Genomic DNA, 15,740 nt, shown 5'->3' on the forward strand with positions numbered 1-15,740 from the left:
ATTTTACGGGCCGGCGCACCGCCTTTCCCAGGGCGACAGGGCGCACGGGCAGGGAACCAACCGTCCGTCGCACCTTCGGCATATCCGCTTGAGTTCTTCCGCGGCGGGTCACCGGACCTACGGCGACCGCCTGAACGGGAGATCGGGGGTGCCACTCGTGCGGATCGGACTGGTCACGGAAGGTGGTTATCCGTATGCGGCGGGCGAGGCGAGGCTGTGGTGCGACCGGCTCGTGCGCGGGCTCCCGCAGCACGAGTTCGAGCTGTACGCGCTGAGCCTCAGCGCCGAGCAAGAGCGCGTACGGGTCCCGCTGCCCGACCACGTCACCCGGGTCCGCACGGCGTCGCTGTGGGCCCCGGCGGACGACGGGAGGACCTACTCACGGCGGGAGCGGCGGCGGTTCGCCGCCTGCTTCGGCGAACTGGTCCGGGGTATCTGCGCGGACGAGGCCGGGCCGTTCGCCGACGGACTCTACGGCCTGGCCGAACTGGCCTCGGGGCGCGGCGGGTTGCCCGCGGCGCTGCGGTCGGAGACCGCCGTCCGGGTGCTGGAGTCAGCCTGTCGGGCGCCGGGCGCGGGCCGCACCGTACAGGCCGCGCGGGTGGCGGACCTGCTGCACTGCGTGGACGGGCTGGAGCGCCTGCTGCGCCCGCTGTCCCTCGACTGGTACGAGGAGCTCGGCGGGGCCGACGTCTGCCACGCCGCGGCGGGCGGGGCGGCGGCGCTCCCCGGACTGCTGGCCAAACGCTTCTTCGGGGTGCCGCTGCTGGTCACCGAGTACGGGGTGCGGCTGCGGGCGCACTACCTCGCCGGCCAGGACGTAGGGCAGGAGGGGCCCGTGCGGCCCGCCGTACGGGCCCTGCTCGCGGCCTTCCACCACCGGCTGGCCGGCGAGACCTACGACCGGGCCGACCTCCTGACCCCCGGGAACGCGCACGCCCGGCGCTGGCAGGAGCGGTGCGGGGCCGCGCGGGAGCGGATCCGGACCGTCCACCCCGGGATGGAGGCGGACCGATTCGCCACCGTCGGGGAGGCCGGGGAATGCGGGGACCCCGACACCCTGGTGTGGGCCGGCCGGATAGAGCCCGCCAAGGACCTCATCGCCCTGCTGCACGCCTTCGCCGAGGTCCGCAGGGCCGCACCGCAGACGCGGCTGCGGATCTTCGCCAAGGGAGCCGAGCCGCGCTACCTCGCCGACTGCCGCTCCCTGGCCGCGCAGCTCTTCCCGGACGAGGCCGCCGACGCCGTCACCGCCGGGGAGAACCCGGTCACCTTCGAGGAGATCGGCGGACCCGAGGCCCCGTCCCCGGCCGAGGCCTACGGCGCCGGGCGGATCGTCGTGCTGTCCTCCGTGATCGAGGGCTTCCCGCTCACCCTGGCCGAGGCGATGTTCTGCGGCCGGGCCACCGTCTCCACCGACGTCGGCGCGGTGTGCGAGGTCATCGGCGGCACCGGGCTGGTCGTCCCGCCCCGCAATCCGAGGGCGCTGGCCGAGGCGTGCCTGTCGCTGCTGCGCGACCCCGAACGCGCGCAGCGCCTCGGAGCCGCCGCCCGGGCGCGGGCCCTGGAGCTCTTCACCGTCGAGCAGAACATCGCCGCCTTCCGGGAGATCTACCTCCAACTGCTCGCCCGCGGCTCCGCCCGGCCCGAGGGGGAGGTCCCCTTCGCCCGGCCCGCGGAGGCCCGCGTCCCCGGCCACTGGACCACTCCCACCTGGGCCCCCGTCCCCACCTCGGAGGCATCGGTATGACCGTCGACGAGGCCGCCCCGGCGGCTGGCGCCACCGCTCCCGCGGCCAGCGCCCCAGCCGCCCTGTCTGCGGGGCCCGCCGTACCTGCGGGGCCCGCCGCACCCGCCGGGCTCCGCCGCCGAGCCGGCGGGGATCCCGTCAAGGCACTGCTCCACCGCCACCGGGACCTGTGCGCCCGCGCCGTGGACCCGCTGGAGATCGCCGCCGGGCTGGAGGCGCACGGCCTCACCGACCGCACGGCCGCGCGGTTCAGGCACCGGGACGTCTTCTCCCTCGCCGAGGAGCTCTACGCGCGGACCCCCCGCGGGGAAGCCCCGGCCGTCCCGCCCGACGGCGGGCTGCTGCCAGGGGACGCGGGCTCCGGCCGCCGCGCCCTGCGCGGCTTCGGCTACGCGCTGCTGCCCGGAGCCCTCGCGTGCGGCGCGGAGGCCGCCGGGATCCCGTACGCGGGGGCGCTCGCCGCGCTCGTCACCGTCGCCGCCCTGGTGTGGCCCGGGCGAGCCGCCGCACGCCGCTTCCCCTGGCTCGTGCACCTGCTCGCCGCGGCCGCCGTCGGCTGGGCCGTCCACCGGCACGGAGCCACCCTCGGGACCGGCCTCGCGCTGGCCGTGGCCCCCGGGCACCTGGTCGCGGCCGCCTTCGCCGCCCGGGCGCGGCGCGGGCTCGCCCGGAGCCGGGCGCTCACGGACTTCGCGGAGCGGGCCCGGCCGCTGCTGCTCGGGGCCACCGCCCTGTTCACCGCCTGCGCCGCGGGGGCCACGGCCGTCGCCGGAGCGCCGCTCGCGGTGGCCGTACCGCTCGCCGTGGTGCTGTTCCTGACCCGGCTGCTGCTGCGGCACGGCGCCCGGCGCGGGCCCGCCGCCGCGGCCCTGGCCCTCGCCCTGGTCCCCATCCCGGCGGTGGTCCTGGCCACCGCGGCGGGACTGCTCGTACACGCCGTCCTCGCGCTGTCGCGCGCCTGCGCGCACGCGCGGCCCTGAAACGCCGGCCGGCTCCCGCCCGCTTCGCGCGGAGCCGTGTCCGCGGCGCCGCACCGTACCCCGCCCCATCCACTCACCCACAAGGAGAAACAGGACATGACCGGCCAGCCAACCGACCGAGGGGCCACGCGATGAGGGTGCTGCTGATCGGAGCCAACGGCTACCTCGGCCGCTACGTCGCCGACCGCCTGCTCGCGGACCCCGCCGTCCAGCTCACGGCGCTCGGCCGCGGTGACGACGCCGACGTCCGCTTCGACCTCGCCACCGGCAGTCCCGGCGCGCTCACCCGGTTCCTGGACGCCGTCCATCCGGGCGTCGTCATCAACTGCGCCGGCGCCACCCGGGGCGGGGCCCGGGAGCTCACCCGGCACAACACGGTCGCCGTGGCCACCATCTGCGAATCCCTGCGCCGCAGCGGCTGCGGCGCCCGGCTGGTCCAGCTCGGCTGCGCCGCGGAGTACGGGCCCAGCCAGCCCGGATCGTCGACGGCCGAGGACGCCGTGCCGAGACCGGGCGGGCCGTACGGAGTCAGCAAGCTGGCCGCCACCGAGCTCGTGCTCGGCTCGGGGCTGGACGCCGTCGTGCTGCGGATCTTCTCGCCCGTCGGCCCCGGCACGCCCGCCGGATCCCCCCTCGGCCGGCTCGCCGAGGCCATGCGCCGCGCGATGCAGTCCGGGGACGGCGAGCTCAAGCTCAGCGGGCTCGGCGTCCAGCGGGACTTCGTGGACGTACGGGACGTGGCGCGGGCCGTGCACGCCGCATCCCTCTCCGCCGCCCAGGGAGTCGTCAACATCGGCACCGGCCGCGCCGTCCGGCTGCGGGAGGCCGCCGCCGTGCTGGCCCGCGTCGCCGGGTACGGGGGCTCCCTGCACGAGCTCGACCTGCCCCAGCAGCCGCACGGGCACCCGGGCCGCCCGCCAGGCCTCGCCGCCATCGGCTCGCCCCGCGCCGAGGCCACGGCCGAACAGATCGCCGCCGCGGGCCCGCAGCCGTACCCCTACCCAGACGGCTGCGGAGCCTGGCAGCAGGCCGACGTCCGCACCGCCCGGGACCGGCTCGGCTGGCGGCCCCGCATCAACCTGGAGGAATCCCTCGCGGACATCTGGATGGAGGCGGCGTGTCGTATCTGACCACCCCGCCGGAGGTCTCGGCGGCCACGGAGGCCGACCGTCTCGGCCTCGGCATCCCGGGCTACGCGCATCCGCTGCTCGCGCCCGTCGAATGGGCCGAGCTGACCCGCCCCGGCACCCCGCTGCACTGGGCCGTGCTCAATGTCACGGACGGCCCCGGCGGGCGGCCGGACCCGCACTGCACGGAGGCCGCCGCGAGGCTGCGGGCCACGGGCGGCACCGTGCTCGGGCATCTCGCGATGCGAGACGGCGCCCGCTCATTCGGTGAACTGGTATCCGACGCCCACCGCTTCCGCGACTGGTACGGGGTGGGCGGCTTCTACCTCGCCGACGCCCCGGCCGACCGGGCGGACCTGCCCGCGGTGCGGCGGGTGGTGGAGACCCTGCGCGGCCTCGGCGAGGGCCTGCGGATCGTCCTCGGCCACGGCACCCACCCGTACGAGGGCTACGCCGAGACCGCCGACCAGCTGGTCACCTTCTCCGGGGCCTGGGCCGACTACCGTTGGTCACAGGTGGCGGAATGGACGGCCGATCATCCGGCGCGGCGGTTCTGCCACCTCGTCCACGGAGTGCCGCGCACGCACCTGGAGGAAGCGGTCCGGATCGCCCGCTGGCAGGGCGCCGGCACCATCTGGTTCACGGACCGGCTGGGGGCCGGGGACCGCGACCCGTGGGCGTCGATGCCCGGCTACTGGGACGAAATCGTCTCGCGCATCGGACCGGGTGTCTCGGAATGAAGAGGGGCGTGGCAGTGTTACGCGGAGAACCACCGTTTGAGACGTCACCATTACGGAGTCCCCGTGTCGCTGCCACCCCTGGTCGAGCCAGCTGCTGAGCTCACCGTTGACGAGGTCCGTCGGTACTCCCGCCACCTGATCATCCCGGATGTCGGGATGGACGGCCAGAAGCGCCTGAAGAACGCCAAGGTGCTGGCCGTGGGCGCGGGCGGCCTCGGCTCGCCCGCCCTCATGTACCTGGCCGCGGCCGGTGTCGGCACGCTCGGCATCGTGGAGTTCGACGAGGTGGACGAGTCGAACCTGCAGCGCCAGATCATCCACAGCCAGGCGGACATCGGCCGTTCCAAGGCCGAGTCGGCCCGCGACAGCGTGCTGGGCATCAACCCGTACGTGAACGTGGTCCTTCACGAAGAGCGGCTTGAGGCCGAGAACGTGATGGAGATCTTCAGCCAGTACGACCTCATCGTCGACGGCACGGACAACTTCGCCACGCGCTACCTGGTCAACGACGCCTGCGTGCTGCTGAACAAGCCGTACGTGTGGGGCTCGATCTACCGCTTCGACGGCCAGGCCTCGGTCTTCTGGTCCGAGCACGGCCCGTGCTACCGCTGCCTCTACCCGGAGCCCCCGCCGCCGGGCATGGTCCCGAGCTGCGCCGAGGGCGGCGTGCTGGGCGTGCTGTGCGCGTCCATCGGGTCCATCCAGGTCACCGAGGCCATCAAGGTCCTCACCGGCGTCGGCGAGCCGCTGGTCGGCCGCTTGATGATCTACGACGCCCTGGAGATGCAGTACCGCCAGGTCAAGGTCCGCAAGGACCCCGACTGCGCGGTCTGCGGTCCGAACGCGACCGTCACCGAGCTCATCGACTATGAGGCCTTCTGCGGCGTCGTGTCGGAGGAGGCCCAGGAGGCGGCGGCCGGTTCGACGATCACTCCCAAGCAGCTCAAGGAGTGGATCGACGAAGGCGAGAAGATCGAGATCATCGACGTCCGCGAGATCAACGAGTACGAGATCGTCTCGATCCCCGGCGCGAAGCTGATCCCGAAGGGGGAGTTCCTGATGGGTACCGCCCTCCAGGACCTCCCGCAGGACAAGCGGATCGTCTTGCACTGCAAGACGGGTGTCCGCAGTGCGGAAGTCCTGGCGGTCCTGAAGTCCGCGGGCTTCTCCGACGCGGTGCACCTCGGCGGCGGCGTGATCGGCTGGGTCCACCAGATCGAGCCCGGCAAGCCGGTCTACTAGCCGGCACCGGGCAGCGAACCGAAGGGGCCGTACCGCGCGAGCGGTACGGCCCCTTTCGCATGGCCCGCGGTGGCGGCGGGGTCACGTTGCGGTACAGACCGTGCCGCCGCCGGGCACCTTCCCGTCCAGCAGGTAGCCGTTCACCGCCTGCTGCACGCACGGGTCCCCGCTGTTGTAGGCGCCGTGCCCCTCGCCACGGTACGTGAGCTCCACGCCGACGCCGGGGCCGAGCCGCTCCACCATCCTGCGCGCGCCCTCGTACGGGGTCGCCGGGTCGCCCGTATTGCCGATCACCACGATCGGGGCGGCTCCCGGGGCGGACACGTCGGGGGTCTCCCACTGGCCCGGGACCGGCCAGTCGGTGCAGCTCATCATCGCCCAGCCGAGGAACTCCCCGAAGACGGGCGAGGCCGAACGGAAGGCGCCCAGCCTCGACTTGGTCTCCCGCAGGGTGTAACGCTCCTTGGAGTCGGCGCAGTTGATGGCCGTGTTGGCGGCGCCGATGTTGCTGTACCGGCCGTTGCGGTCCCGGCCGTTGAGCGCGTCGGACAAAGCCAGCAGCAGCTGCCCCTGGCCGCCCTCCGCCTCGTCGAGCCCCTGCTCCAGCAGCGGCCACAGCTCCTGCGAGTACAGCGCCTGCGCGATGCCGTTGGTCGCGGCGGTCTCGGTGAGCTGCCGGGGCCCGATACCGGCGATGGGTTTCGCGGCCAGCTGCTTCTGGAGGCTGATCACGTTCGCCTCGATCTCCTTGGGGGTACTGCCCTGGAGCTGGCAGGCGTCACCCCGCTCCACGCAGTCCTCGGCGAAGTTGCCGAGTGCGAGCTGGAAGCCCTTGGCCTGGCCGAGGGCGCCCTGCTCGGCGTTCTTGGTGGGGTCCACGACGGCGTCGAAGACGGCCCGGCCGACGTTCTTCGGGAAGAGGTGGGCGTAGACCCCGCCGAGTTCGGTGCCGTAGGAGATCCCGAAGTAGTGCAGCTTCTCGTCGCCCAGGGCCTGGCGGACGCGGTCGAGGTCGCGGGCCGCATTGGAGGTGCCGACGTGGGGGAGGAGCTTGCCGGAGTTCCGGCGGCAGGCCTGGTGGTAGTCCTTGATGTTCTCCAGGAACGCCTTCTCCTGCTCCGGGGTCGCCGGGGTCGCGTCCTGCGCGTAGTACGCGTCGAGCTCCTTGTCGCTCTCGCAGCGCACGGGCGCGCTGCGGCCCACCCCGCGGGGATCGAAGCTCACCAGGTCGTACCGGGCGCGCAGGGCCTCGTACTCCTTGGCGGCGCCGGGCAGGGTGGTCACGCCGGAACCGCCGGGGCCGCCGAAGTTGAAGACGAGGGATCCGATGCGCGCGTCCTGGTCGCGGGCCTTCGCGCGGATCAGGCCGAGCGGGAGGGTCTCGCCCTCCGGCTTCGCGTAGTCGAGCGGGACGTCGAGGGTGGCGCACTGCCAGTCCTTGCCGGGGGCTTGTCCGCCGCCCTCCAGGGGCGTGGGCGCCGGGCACTCGCGCCACTTGAGCGGCTTGACCCTGTCGGACTCGCCCGCCTTCGGCTCCTTCCCGCCGCCTTCGTCCGTACAGGCGCTCGTGGTGAGCAGCGCGGCGGCGAGTGCGGCGGCAGCGGTGACCCGCAGTGCGTTTCTCGGCATGCGTCCCATCCTGTGGGCGGTCGGACCGGGCCGCCCGCGCGATGACCCGAACGGGTGTCGCGCGTCCGGCGGCGTCACGTGTTCACCTGGTCTCATGAACGAGCGATTCGTCACGACCGGGGCGGCGGCCGCACTGACCGGAACCACTGCGCGCACCCTTCGCCACTACCACGAGGCCGGACTGCTGCCCGAGCCCGAGCGGGGCCCGGACGGGCACAGGCGCTACGCGTACGACGACATCGTGCGGATCCTGTGGGTACGGCGGATGGCGGAACTGGGGATGAGGACGCGGGACCTGGGGGAGGCGCTCGCGGGCAAGGGCGACCGCGGGGCGCTGCTCGCGGAGCTGGAGGCCTCGCTGGTGCGGCAGGAGGCCGAGGTACGGGCACGGCGCAACGCGGTGCGGCGGCTGCGGGAAGCGGGCGGTGACCTGCGGCTGCTCCCCCCGGAGGCGGCGCAGGCGCTGGCACCGGGCGCGCCGGGGCGGCGCGCGCTGGACTCCGTACTGGGCACCCAGCACGTGTCACTGCCGGGCACGCACACGGCGCCGGGCACGGAGACGGCCGCGCACGAGGGCTTCGGCGATCACGTGCTGGCGCTGCACCCGCGACTGCGGGCCGAGCAGGAACGGCTGGACCTGGAGATGGAGGCGCTGGCGGGCGTGGCGCCGCAGGATCCGCGGGTGGAGCGGCTGGCGCACGCGTACTTCGTCCACGTGCTGGCGATGGAGGCGGCGGAGCGTGCGGCCGGCTTCCCGGAGCCGGACTTCGACGAATCGGTCCCGGCCGAGCCGCCCGCCGCCGCGCCGGCCGGTGGGCGGGCCCCTGTCGGCCTCCCGGGGGACATCTCCCCGGCGCAGGCCCGCTGCGCCGCGCTGCTGGGGGAGATGTTCGCCGCCCAGTGGGAGCAGCAGAACGCCTAGCTAGGGCGGGTCTTTCGGATCTTGTCGGCCTGAGCCCCGCTCCGCAACACCGGGGCGGATGGCCGCGCCCGGCCGGGGGCCCGCCTCGTTCCGGATCGTTAGATGGCTTCCTTGCGCGTCAGGAAGTTGAACGAGATCCAGCCCGGCAGCACCGGCAGCCAGAACGTCATCAGGCGGAACAGCAGCACCGCCGAGATCGCGACCTCCTTCTCCAGGCCGGCCGCGATCAGGCCCAGGGTCAGGGTGGTCTCCACCGCGCCCATGCCGCCCGGCGTCGGCGCCGCCGACCCCAGCGCGTTGCCCGCGAGGAACACCACCGCGATGCTCGCGTAGCTGATGGCCTCGCCGCCCCCGAAGGCCCGGATCGAGGCGTCCAGGCACATCACGAAGCAGCCCGTCAGCAGCAGCATCCCGCCGATGCCGGTCACCAGCTTCTGCGGTCGCTGGAGCACGTCCAGCATGCGCGGCACGACGCCCGCGAACAGGGCCCGTACCCGCGTCACCACGAACTTCCGCATGAACGGGACGGCCGTCACCACCAGCACCAGCACCGCCACCGTCAGCAGACCGGCGATGACCGTCCTGGACGGGGTCATCTCCGGGGTCTTCTCGGTTCCGGTCAGATAGCCGAAGGAGAGCAGCAGCAGGATGTGGCTGGCCAGCCCGAACAGCTGGGAGGCGCCGACGCTCGCGACCGCGAGCCCCGGCCGGACCCCGGCCCGCTGGAGGAACCGCGTGTTCAGCGCGACACCGCCGACCGCCGCCGGAGCGACCAGCTTCACGAAGGAGCCGGCCACCTGCGCGCAGACGGTCCGCATGAAGGGCACCCGCTCCGGTACGAAGCCGAGCAGGCTCATCGCCGCCGCGAAGTAGCTGAGCGCCGAGAAGGCCAGGGCCGCGCCGACCCAGCCCCACTGGGCCTCGGCGATGATCGTCCCGAAGTCCACGTGGGCGAGCTGCGTGAGCAGGAAGTACGCGCCGAACGCGCCCGCGATGAAGGAGACGAGCGTGCGCGGCCGGATCCGCTCCAGCCGGGCCGGTTCCACCGGCGCCTGCGGGCGGATCAGCAGCACCTGCTGGCGGATCTGGCTCAGCAGATCCTCCTCGCGGGCCCCCTCCAGGGCGTCGTCCAGTGCCTTCTTCTCGGCCTTGCGGTCGGCGGCCGTGGCGGCGCTGGTCACGGGCGCGCCCGCGTCGGCGAGATCCCCTTCCGGAGCCGCCTTCGCCGACCGCGAGGACTCCAGTACGGCTTCCCGCTGCCGGTCGGCCCGCTCCCGGGCCAGCTTGCGCAGCGTCGCCCGCGTGGACCGGCTCAGCGCGATCGGCTGGAGCAGCGGCAGGCAGTCCGCCACCGCGTCCGGCCCGAGCACGGACACCGCCGAGGCCACCGCCCGCTGCGCGCCGACCCGCAGGCCGAGCGTGGTGAGCAGCTGCGCGATGTCCATCCGCAGGACGAGGTCGCCCGCGGCGATCTCACCGCCGCGCAGGTCGGTGAGGATGACGTTGCCGGAACGATCCACCACCAGGGCGTCCCCGGTCAGGCGGCGGTGCGCGATCCGGCGGGACTGCAGGGCCCGTACCTGCTCCCACGCGTTGCGGGTCAGCTGGTCGGTGATCTCCTCGTCGGACAGGGAGTCCAGGGTCCGGCCGCCCAGGTGCTCGTACACCAGCATCACGGCGTCCGGACCGAGCTCGGAAGTGGCGATCAGCTTCGGCGCGTTGGCCCCGGCCGCGATGGCGGCGTACGCGAGGAGCGCCTCCTGCTCCAGCGCCTGGCGCAGGGACTGCAGGCTGCGCCGGGTGGTGATCCCGCGCAGGGTGAGCCGGCGCCAGACCCGGTAGAAGAAGCCCTGCGCCTGCTGCTCGCGGTCGACGACGGTGACGTCGAGCGGTGGGCCGTCCTCCAGGGTGACGTAGTAGCGCCGCCCCCGGTCGCTGACCTCGGGCGCCTCGTGGCTCTCGGGACCTTCGGCGCGCCGCGCGCCGACCGGCTGGAAGCCGACCCGGCGCAGTCCGGCGAGGAGGGTCTGCACGGTGGGGCGCACGTTGGGCGAACCGACGGCGTACAGAGTGCCGTAGGCGACGCTCCACCCGATGAGGACGGTCAGGATGATCGAGAAGGGAGTGGTGTAGCCGCCGACCAGCATGGTGAAGGCGTCGAGCAGCAGAACCACCCAGAGGGCGACCCGCCAGCGCGGTCTGCGGGTCATCCCGACGGCGGTCATGTACGCGATGACGGGCGCGAGGTAGCCGTGCACCGGGTCGGTGAGGGGCCCGCCGGCGCCGGTGGAGCGGGTGAGGGCCTCCTGGATGGTCTGCGGCGCCGCCTGGGAGACCCACAGGTCGGTCGCGAGGGTCACGCCGTGCGCGAGGACGGCGGCGAGCACGCCGTCGGCGATGCGCAGCCCGTCACGCTTGATCAGCCGCTCGATGGCGAAGGCGACGGGAAGCAGCAGCACGGCGATGCTGGACACCAGGGCGGCGACCTTGATCAGCAGGTCCGGCGCCTGGCCGGTGCCCTTGCTGATGTCGGACTGCAGGCCCACGGTGGTGCCGTGGGCGAAGGCGGCGATGCCGAGCACGACGGCGATGCCGAGGAGGCCGACGAGGAGGCGTACGAGGTCGGACGGCCGGTGCACGCGGGCGGCGAGGAGCGGTTCGTCGGCCTCCACCTGGGCGGCGGCGCCGTTGCCCGTGCCGTCGGCGGTGCTCTGGCCCGTGCCGTCGGCGCCGTTGCCTGTGCCGTCGCCGTCTGGGCGTCGACGGTCCGGGAGCTGGGCGGGGCCGTCGTCCGGGCGGGGGGCGGGGCCGTCGTCTGGGCGCGCGCCGTCGTCGGCGGCCGCGCCGTCCGGAGGGCTCACACCCTGCTCCTTCGTCGTCACTTCCGTCTCTTCTTGATCACGTATCACCAGTCACCGCCCGGAAGATGGTGGCACGGACTGGCGGGCGGGGAGGGCAGCAGGGTGCGCGCCGGTGCGGAACACCGGTTTCCGTCGACCGGTGGCCGACGTGCTGCACCATGTCCTGAATGAGTGAGGAACTGCCCGCCTACGCGGAGCGCGTGCTGGAGGTCGCCGAGCGCATTCCGCCCGGCCGGGTGATGACGTACGGGGACGTCGCCGAATGGCTCGGCGAAGGCGGACCGCGCCAAGTCGGCCGTGTCATGGCCCTGTACGGGGCCGCCGTGCCCTGGTGGCGCGTGGTGCGGGCGGACGGCGTACCGCTGCCCGGCAGCGAGCCGCGCGCCCTGGCGCACTACCGGGCCGAGGCCACTCCGCTGCGGCTGACCGGCGGCGGCGAGCCGCGGCTGAACATGCGGCGGGCGCGCTGGGACGGGTCCGGGGCGGGCGACGGGGATCCCGGCGGGGGCGATGCGCGCGACGAGGCTCACACCTGACAGCTTCCGCCATGCGCGGCTTGAACGGGCGGTCGAGCGCCGGTGCGAAGGCCCGTACGGGGGACCTGGGGGAACTGCGAAGGGGCGTCGGGTTGCCGTAGCGTTGCCTCTTCGGCCTCGGCCTCCCCGGGCGCGGCCTGCCGTACGGCTCCGGCCGACGCGGCCCGATCCGTACCGTCCGTACGATCCGTACCGCTCGTACCACCCGCACGATCCGTACCGCTCGCACCACCCGCACACCTCGCAGACCCACCAGGACCGGCATTCCACGTGATCACCTCTTCCTCCGGCCGCTCCGAGCGGCGGCGTACGCGGACCCCTGACGCGTACCGCCTCGTACGCGGCGGACCGGTGCGGGTGGAGCCCCCTGTTCTGGACGCAGCGCAGCAGGCCGTGGTTGACCACACCGCCGGGCCCTTGCTGGTCCTGGCCGGACCGGGCACCGGAAAGACGACCACGCTGGTCGAGGCCGCCGCCGCCCGCGTCGAGGCGGGCACCGACCCGGCCCGGATCCTCATCCTCACCTTCAGCCGCAAGGCCGCGGTGGAACTCCGCGACCGCGCGGCCCTGCGCCTCGGCGGCGCGCGGGCTCCGCAGGCCACCACCTTCCACTCGTTCTGCTACGGACTGGTCCGCGCGCACCAGGACGCCGACCTGTTCACCGACCCGCTGCGGCTGCTGTCCGGGCCGGAGCAGGACGTGATGGTCCGCACCCTCCTGGAGGGGCAGCGGCGGCTGGGCTCCATCCGCTGGCCGGACGACCTGCGGGCCGCGCTGACCACGCGCGGCTTCGCGGACGAGGTACGGGCCGTGCTCGCCCGCGCCCGGGAACTCGGGCTCGGCCCGCAGGCCCTGGCCGACTTCGCCACGCGCATCGGCCGCCCGGACTGGAAGGCGGCGGCGGCCTTCCTCTCCGAGTACCTGGACGTCCTGGACCTGCAGGGCACGCTGGACTACGCGGAGCTCGTCCACCGCGCGGTGCTGCTGGCGGAGCGCACCCCGTCGCTCTCCGCCACGTACGACGTGATCTTCGTGGACGAGTACCAGGACACCGACGCCTCGCAGCTGCGGCTGCTGCGGGCGCTGACCGGCCCGGGCGGCACGCTTGTCGCCTTCGGCGACCCGGACCAGTCGATCTACGCCTTCCGCGGCGCCGACATCAACAACATCCTGGACTTCGAGTCGTCCTTCCCGGGGGCGCGGGTACGGGCCCTGACGGTCGGCCGCCGCTCCGGCGCCGCCCTGCTGGCCGCCACCCGGCTCCTCACGGCCCGCATGCCGGTGCCGCGCCTGCCCGCGGCGGCCGTACGAGCCCACCGCGACCTCGCCGCCACCCGGCCGGGAGGCAGCGTGGAGGTGTTCACGTACCCGACGGCGGGCGCGGAGCTGGACAACATCGCGGACATCCTGCGGCGGGCCCACCTGGAGGACGGCGTGCCCTGGCGGGACATGGCCGTCCTGGTCCGCTCCGGCGGGCGCACCCTTCCGGCGATGCGCCGCGCCCTGATCGCGGCGGGCGTCCCGGCGGAGACGGACGCCGCGGTCATCCCCCTCCGCCACGAACCGGCGGTGACCCCCCTCCTCACGGCCCTGCGCACCACGGCCACAGCGGCCGCCACCTCCCCCCCGACCGGCGCGACCGTGCCCGCCGAACTGGCCGATGCGGCCAAGCCCGCCGCAGCCGTCCCGGCAGACGCCGCCGCAGCCTCGGCCAAGCCCGGGGCAGCCACCGTGTCCGACCTGCCCGCCGACTCCGGCACCCGGGCTCATGCCGCCCAGCGCGGCGCGGCCGACGTGGCCGGTCCGGTCGCAGACTCGGCCGAGCCCGGCGCAGCCGGGGCGCCCGCCTCGGCGGATGTCGCCGCAGGCGACGGCCTGATCGACCCCGCCCCAGCCGCCCCGGCTGATGCCGCCGAGTCCGGCGAGCCGGGCGCAGCCCCGGCCGAGCTGCCCGAGCCCGGCGCAGCCGAGTCCGCCGAGCTGCCCCACCCCGCCGAGCCCGGCGCAGCCGAGTCCGCCGGAGGCGCCGGGTGGATCGGGGTGGAGGCGGCTCTCGCGTTGCTCGTGTCGCCGCTCGGGGGGATGGACTCCGCCGATCTGCGGCGGCTCGGCCGGGCGCTGCGCGACGAGGAGCGGGCCGCCGGCGTCAAGGTGCCCGCGCCCTCCGACGTCCTGCTCGCCCGCGCCCTCGCCGAGCCCGAGCGGCTCGTCGCGCACGATCCCGCCTACGCCCGCGGCGCGCAGCGCCTCGGCCTGCTCCTGCGCAAGGCCCGCGAGCTGCTCCAGGGCGGCGGCACTGCCGAAGAGGCCCTCTGGACGCTCTGGGACGGCACCCCCTGGCCCCAGCGGCTGGAGCGCAACGCCCGCCGCGGCGGCACGGCGGGCCGTAACGCCGACCGGGATCTCGATGCCGTCTGCGCCCTCTTCGACACCGCCGCCCGCGCCGAGGAACGTACCGGCGGCCGGGGCGCGCTGAACTTCCTCGAACAACTGGAGGCGGAGGACATCGCCGCCGACACGTTGACGACCCGGGCCGTCCGCACGGACGCCGTCCGGCTCATGACCGCCCACCGCTCCAAGGGCCTGGAGTGGTCCCTCGTCGTCGTCGCCGGGGTCCAGGAGGGCCTCTGGCCCGACCTGCGCCGCCGCGGATCCCTCCTGGAGGCCGACCGGATCGGCCGCGACGGCCTCGCCGAGCCCCTCACCCCCGGCGCGCTCCTGGCCGAGGAGAGAAGGCTCTTCTACGTCGCCGCCACCCGCGCCCGCGACCGCCTCGTCATCACCGCCGTGAAGGCTCCCGCCGAGGACGGCGACCAGCCCTCCCGCTTCCTCACCGAGCTCGGCGTCCCCCCGCGCGATGTCACCGGCCGCCCCCGCCGCCCCCTGGCCGTCCCCGCGCTGGTGGCCGAGCTGCGCGCCACCACCGTCGATCCGCAGGCACCACCGGCGCTGCGCGACGCCGCCGCCCGCCGCCTGGCCCGCCTCGCCGCGCTCACCGACGACGAGGACCGGCCGCTGGTTCCCGCCGCGCACCCGCAGCGCTGGTGGGGCCTGTACGAGCCCACCCGCAGCAGCGTCCCGCTGCGCGACCGGGAGCGGCCCGTCGCCCTGTCCGGCAGCGCCCTGGAGCAGCTCGCCAACACCTGCTCCCTCCAGTGGTTCCTGGGCCGTGAGGTCAAGGCCGACGCCCCCTCCACCGCCGCGCAGGGCTTCGGCAACGTCGTCCACGTCCTCGCCGACGAGGTCGCCTCCGGGCGCACCCCCGCCGACCTGGCCGTCCTGATGGAGCGCCTCGACTCCGTCTGGGACGCCCTCGCCTTCGACGCGCCCTGGAAGTCCCGCCAGGAGAAGGACAACGCCCGCGCCGCCCTGGAGCGCTTCCTGCGCTGGCACACCACCGACCGCGGTGGCCGGGCGGCCGTGGCCACGGAGCACGAATTCGACGTCACGCTCGAAGCGGGCGAGTACGCCGTGCGGATCCGGGGCTCCATGGACCGGGTCGAGGCGGACCCGCAGGGGCGTGCGTACGTCGTCGACTTCAAGACCGGCAAGGCCGCGCCCACGAAGGACGAGGTCGCACGCCACCCGCAGCTCGCCGTGTACCAGCTCGCCGTGCGCGAGGGCGCCGTCGACGCGGTCTTCGACGGTCTGCGCCCCCCGGCCGGCGGCGCCGAGCTCGTCCAGCTCCGCCAGGGCGCCGCCCAGCGTGACGGCGGCGACGTCGTGCCCAAGGTGCAGGCGCAGCAGCCGCTCGACGGGGAGTGGGTCGGCGACCTGCTCGCGACCGCCGCCGGCCGGGTCCTGGACGAACGGTTCGCGCCCGCCGCGGGCAAGCACTGCGACCACTGCTCCTTCCGCAGCTCGTGCAGCGCCCGCCCGGAGGGGCGCCAGACCGTGGAGTGAGCGGGTGAGCGGGTGAGCGGGTGAACGGGTGAGCGGGCCCCGGCCGGCAG

10 protein-coding genes are annotated in these 15,740 nt (G+C 74.6%); 8 read left to right on the forward strand and 2 right to left on the reverse strand.

What is annotated here, in order from left to right; genetic code table 11:
* The first annotated feature begins 157 nt into the window (after positions 1-157).
* From pelF to moeZ, 5 genes are all read left to right on the forward strand, one after another.
* The gene (gene pelF, locus ACWDX7_RS21640) at positions 158-1,750 is read left to right on the forward strand and encodes a GT4 family glycosyltransferase PelF (RefSeq protein WP_451490375.1); all 1,593 of its coding nucleotides are present in this window, start codon (positions 158-160) and stop codon (positions 1,748-1,750) included.
* Entirely contained in the window at positions 1,747-2,730 is a 984-nt protein-coding gene (locus ACWDX7_RS21645; protein WP_451490376.1) for a hypothetical protein, read from the forward strand. The genes pelF and ACWDX7_RS21645 overlap by 4 nt, the downstream gene beginning before the upstream one ends.
* 131 nt (positions 2,731-2,861) lie before the next feature.
* Positions 2,862-3,860: an NAD-dependent epimerase/dehydratase gene (locus tag ACWDX7_RS21650; protein ID WP_451490377.1), complete on the forward strand. Its 999-nt coding sequence runs from the start codon at positions 2,862-2,864 to the stop codon at positions 3,858-3,860.
* Positions 3,848-4,597 (forward strand): spherulation-specific family 4 protein, encoded by a 750-nt coding sequence (locus ACWDX7_RS21655; protein ID WP_451490378.1) that lies wholly within the window; start codon positions 3,848-3,850, stop codon positions 4,595-4,597. The genes ACWDX7_RS21650 and ACWDX7_RS21655 overlap by 13 nt, the downstream gene beginning before the upstream one ends.
* 63 nt (positions 4,598-4,660) lie before the next feature.
* The gene (moeZ, locus tag ACWDX7_RS21660; RefSeq protein ID WP_451490379.1) at positions 4,661-5,839 is read left to right on the forward strand and encodes an adenylyltransferase/sulfurtransferase MoeZ; all 1,179 of its coding nucleotides are present in this window, start codon (positions 4,661-4,663) and stop codon (positions 5,837-5,839) included.
* 81 nt (positions 5,840-5,920) lie between these two features.
* On the opposite strand, the gene ACWDX7_RS21665 is transcribed toward moeZ, so the two are convergent.
* Positions 5,921-7,468 carry an alpha/beta hydrolase gene (locus tag ACWDX7_RS21665; RefSeq protein ID WP_451490380.1) on the reverse strand — a complete coding sequence of 516 codons (1,548 nt, stop codon included), beginning with the start codon at positions 7,466-7,468 and terminating at the stop codon, positions 5,921-5,923.
* 94 nt (positions 7,469-7,562) lie between these two features.
* Here ACWDX7_RS21665 and ACWDX7_RS21670 point away from each other — a divergent pair, with 94 nt between their 5' ends.
* Entirely contained in the window at positions 7,563-8,390 is an 828-nt protein-coding gene (locus ACWDX7_RS21670; protein WP_451490381.1) for a MerR family transcriptional regulator, read from the forward strand.
* A 98-nt stretch (positions 8,391-8,488) separates the two neighbouring features.
* Here ACWDX7_RS21670 and ACWDX7_RS21675 read toward each other — a convergent pair whose 3' ends face one another.
* Positions 8,489-11,251, reverse strand: a complete 2,763-nt coding sequence (locus ACWDX7_RS21675) for a lysylphosphatidylglycerol synthase domain-containing protein (protein ID WP_451490382.1) — start codon at positions 11,249-11,251, stop codon at positions 8,489-8,491.
* Positions 11,252-11,418: 167 nt separating this feature from the next.
* Between ACWDX7_RS21675 and ACWDX7_RS21680 the strand changes: the two genes are divergently transcribed.
* Both ACWDX7_RS21680 and ACWDX7_RS21685 read left to right on the forward strand, forming a co-directional pair.
* On the forward strand, positions 11,419-11,787 hold the full coding sequence (locus ACWDX7_RS21680; RefSeq protein ID WP_451490383.1) for an MGMT family protein: 369 nt from the start codon (positions 11,419-11,421) through the stop codon (positions 11,785-11,787).
* 270 nt (positions 11,788-12,057) lie between these two features.
* Positions 12,058-15,690, forward strand: coding sequence for an ATP-dependent helicase (locus tag ACWDX7_RS21685; protein ID WP_451490384.1), 3,633 nt, complete (start codon positions 12,058-12,060; stop codon positions 15,688-15,690).
* The last annotated feature ends 50 nt before the right edge of the window (positions 15,691-15,740 follow it).

Source organism: Streptomyces sp. NPDC003034 (genome assembly GCF_053591375.1).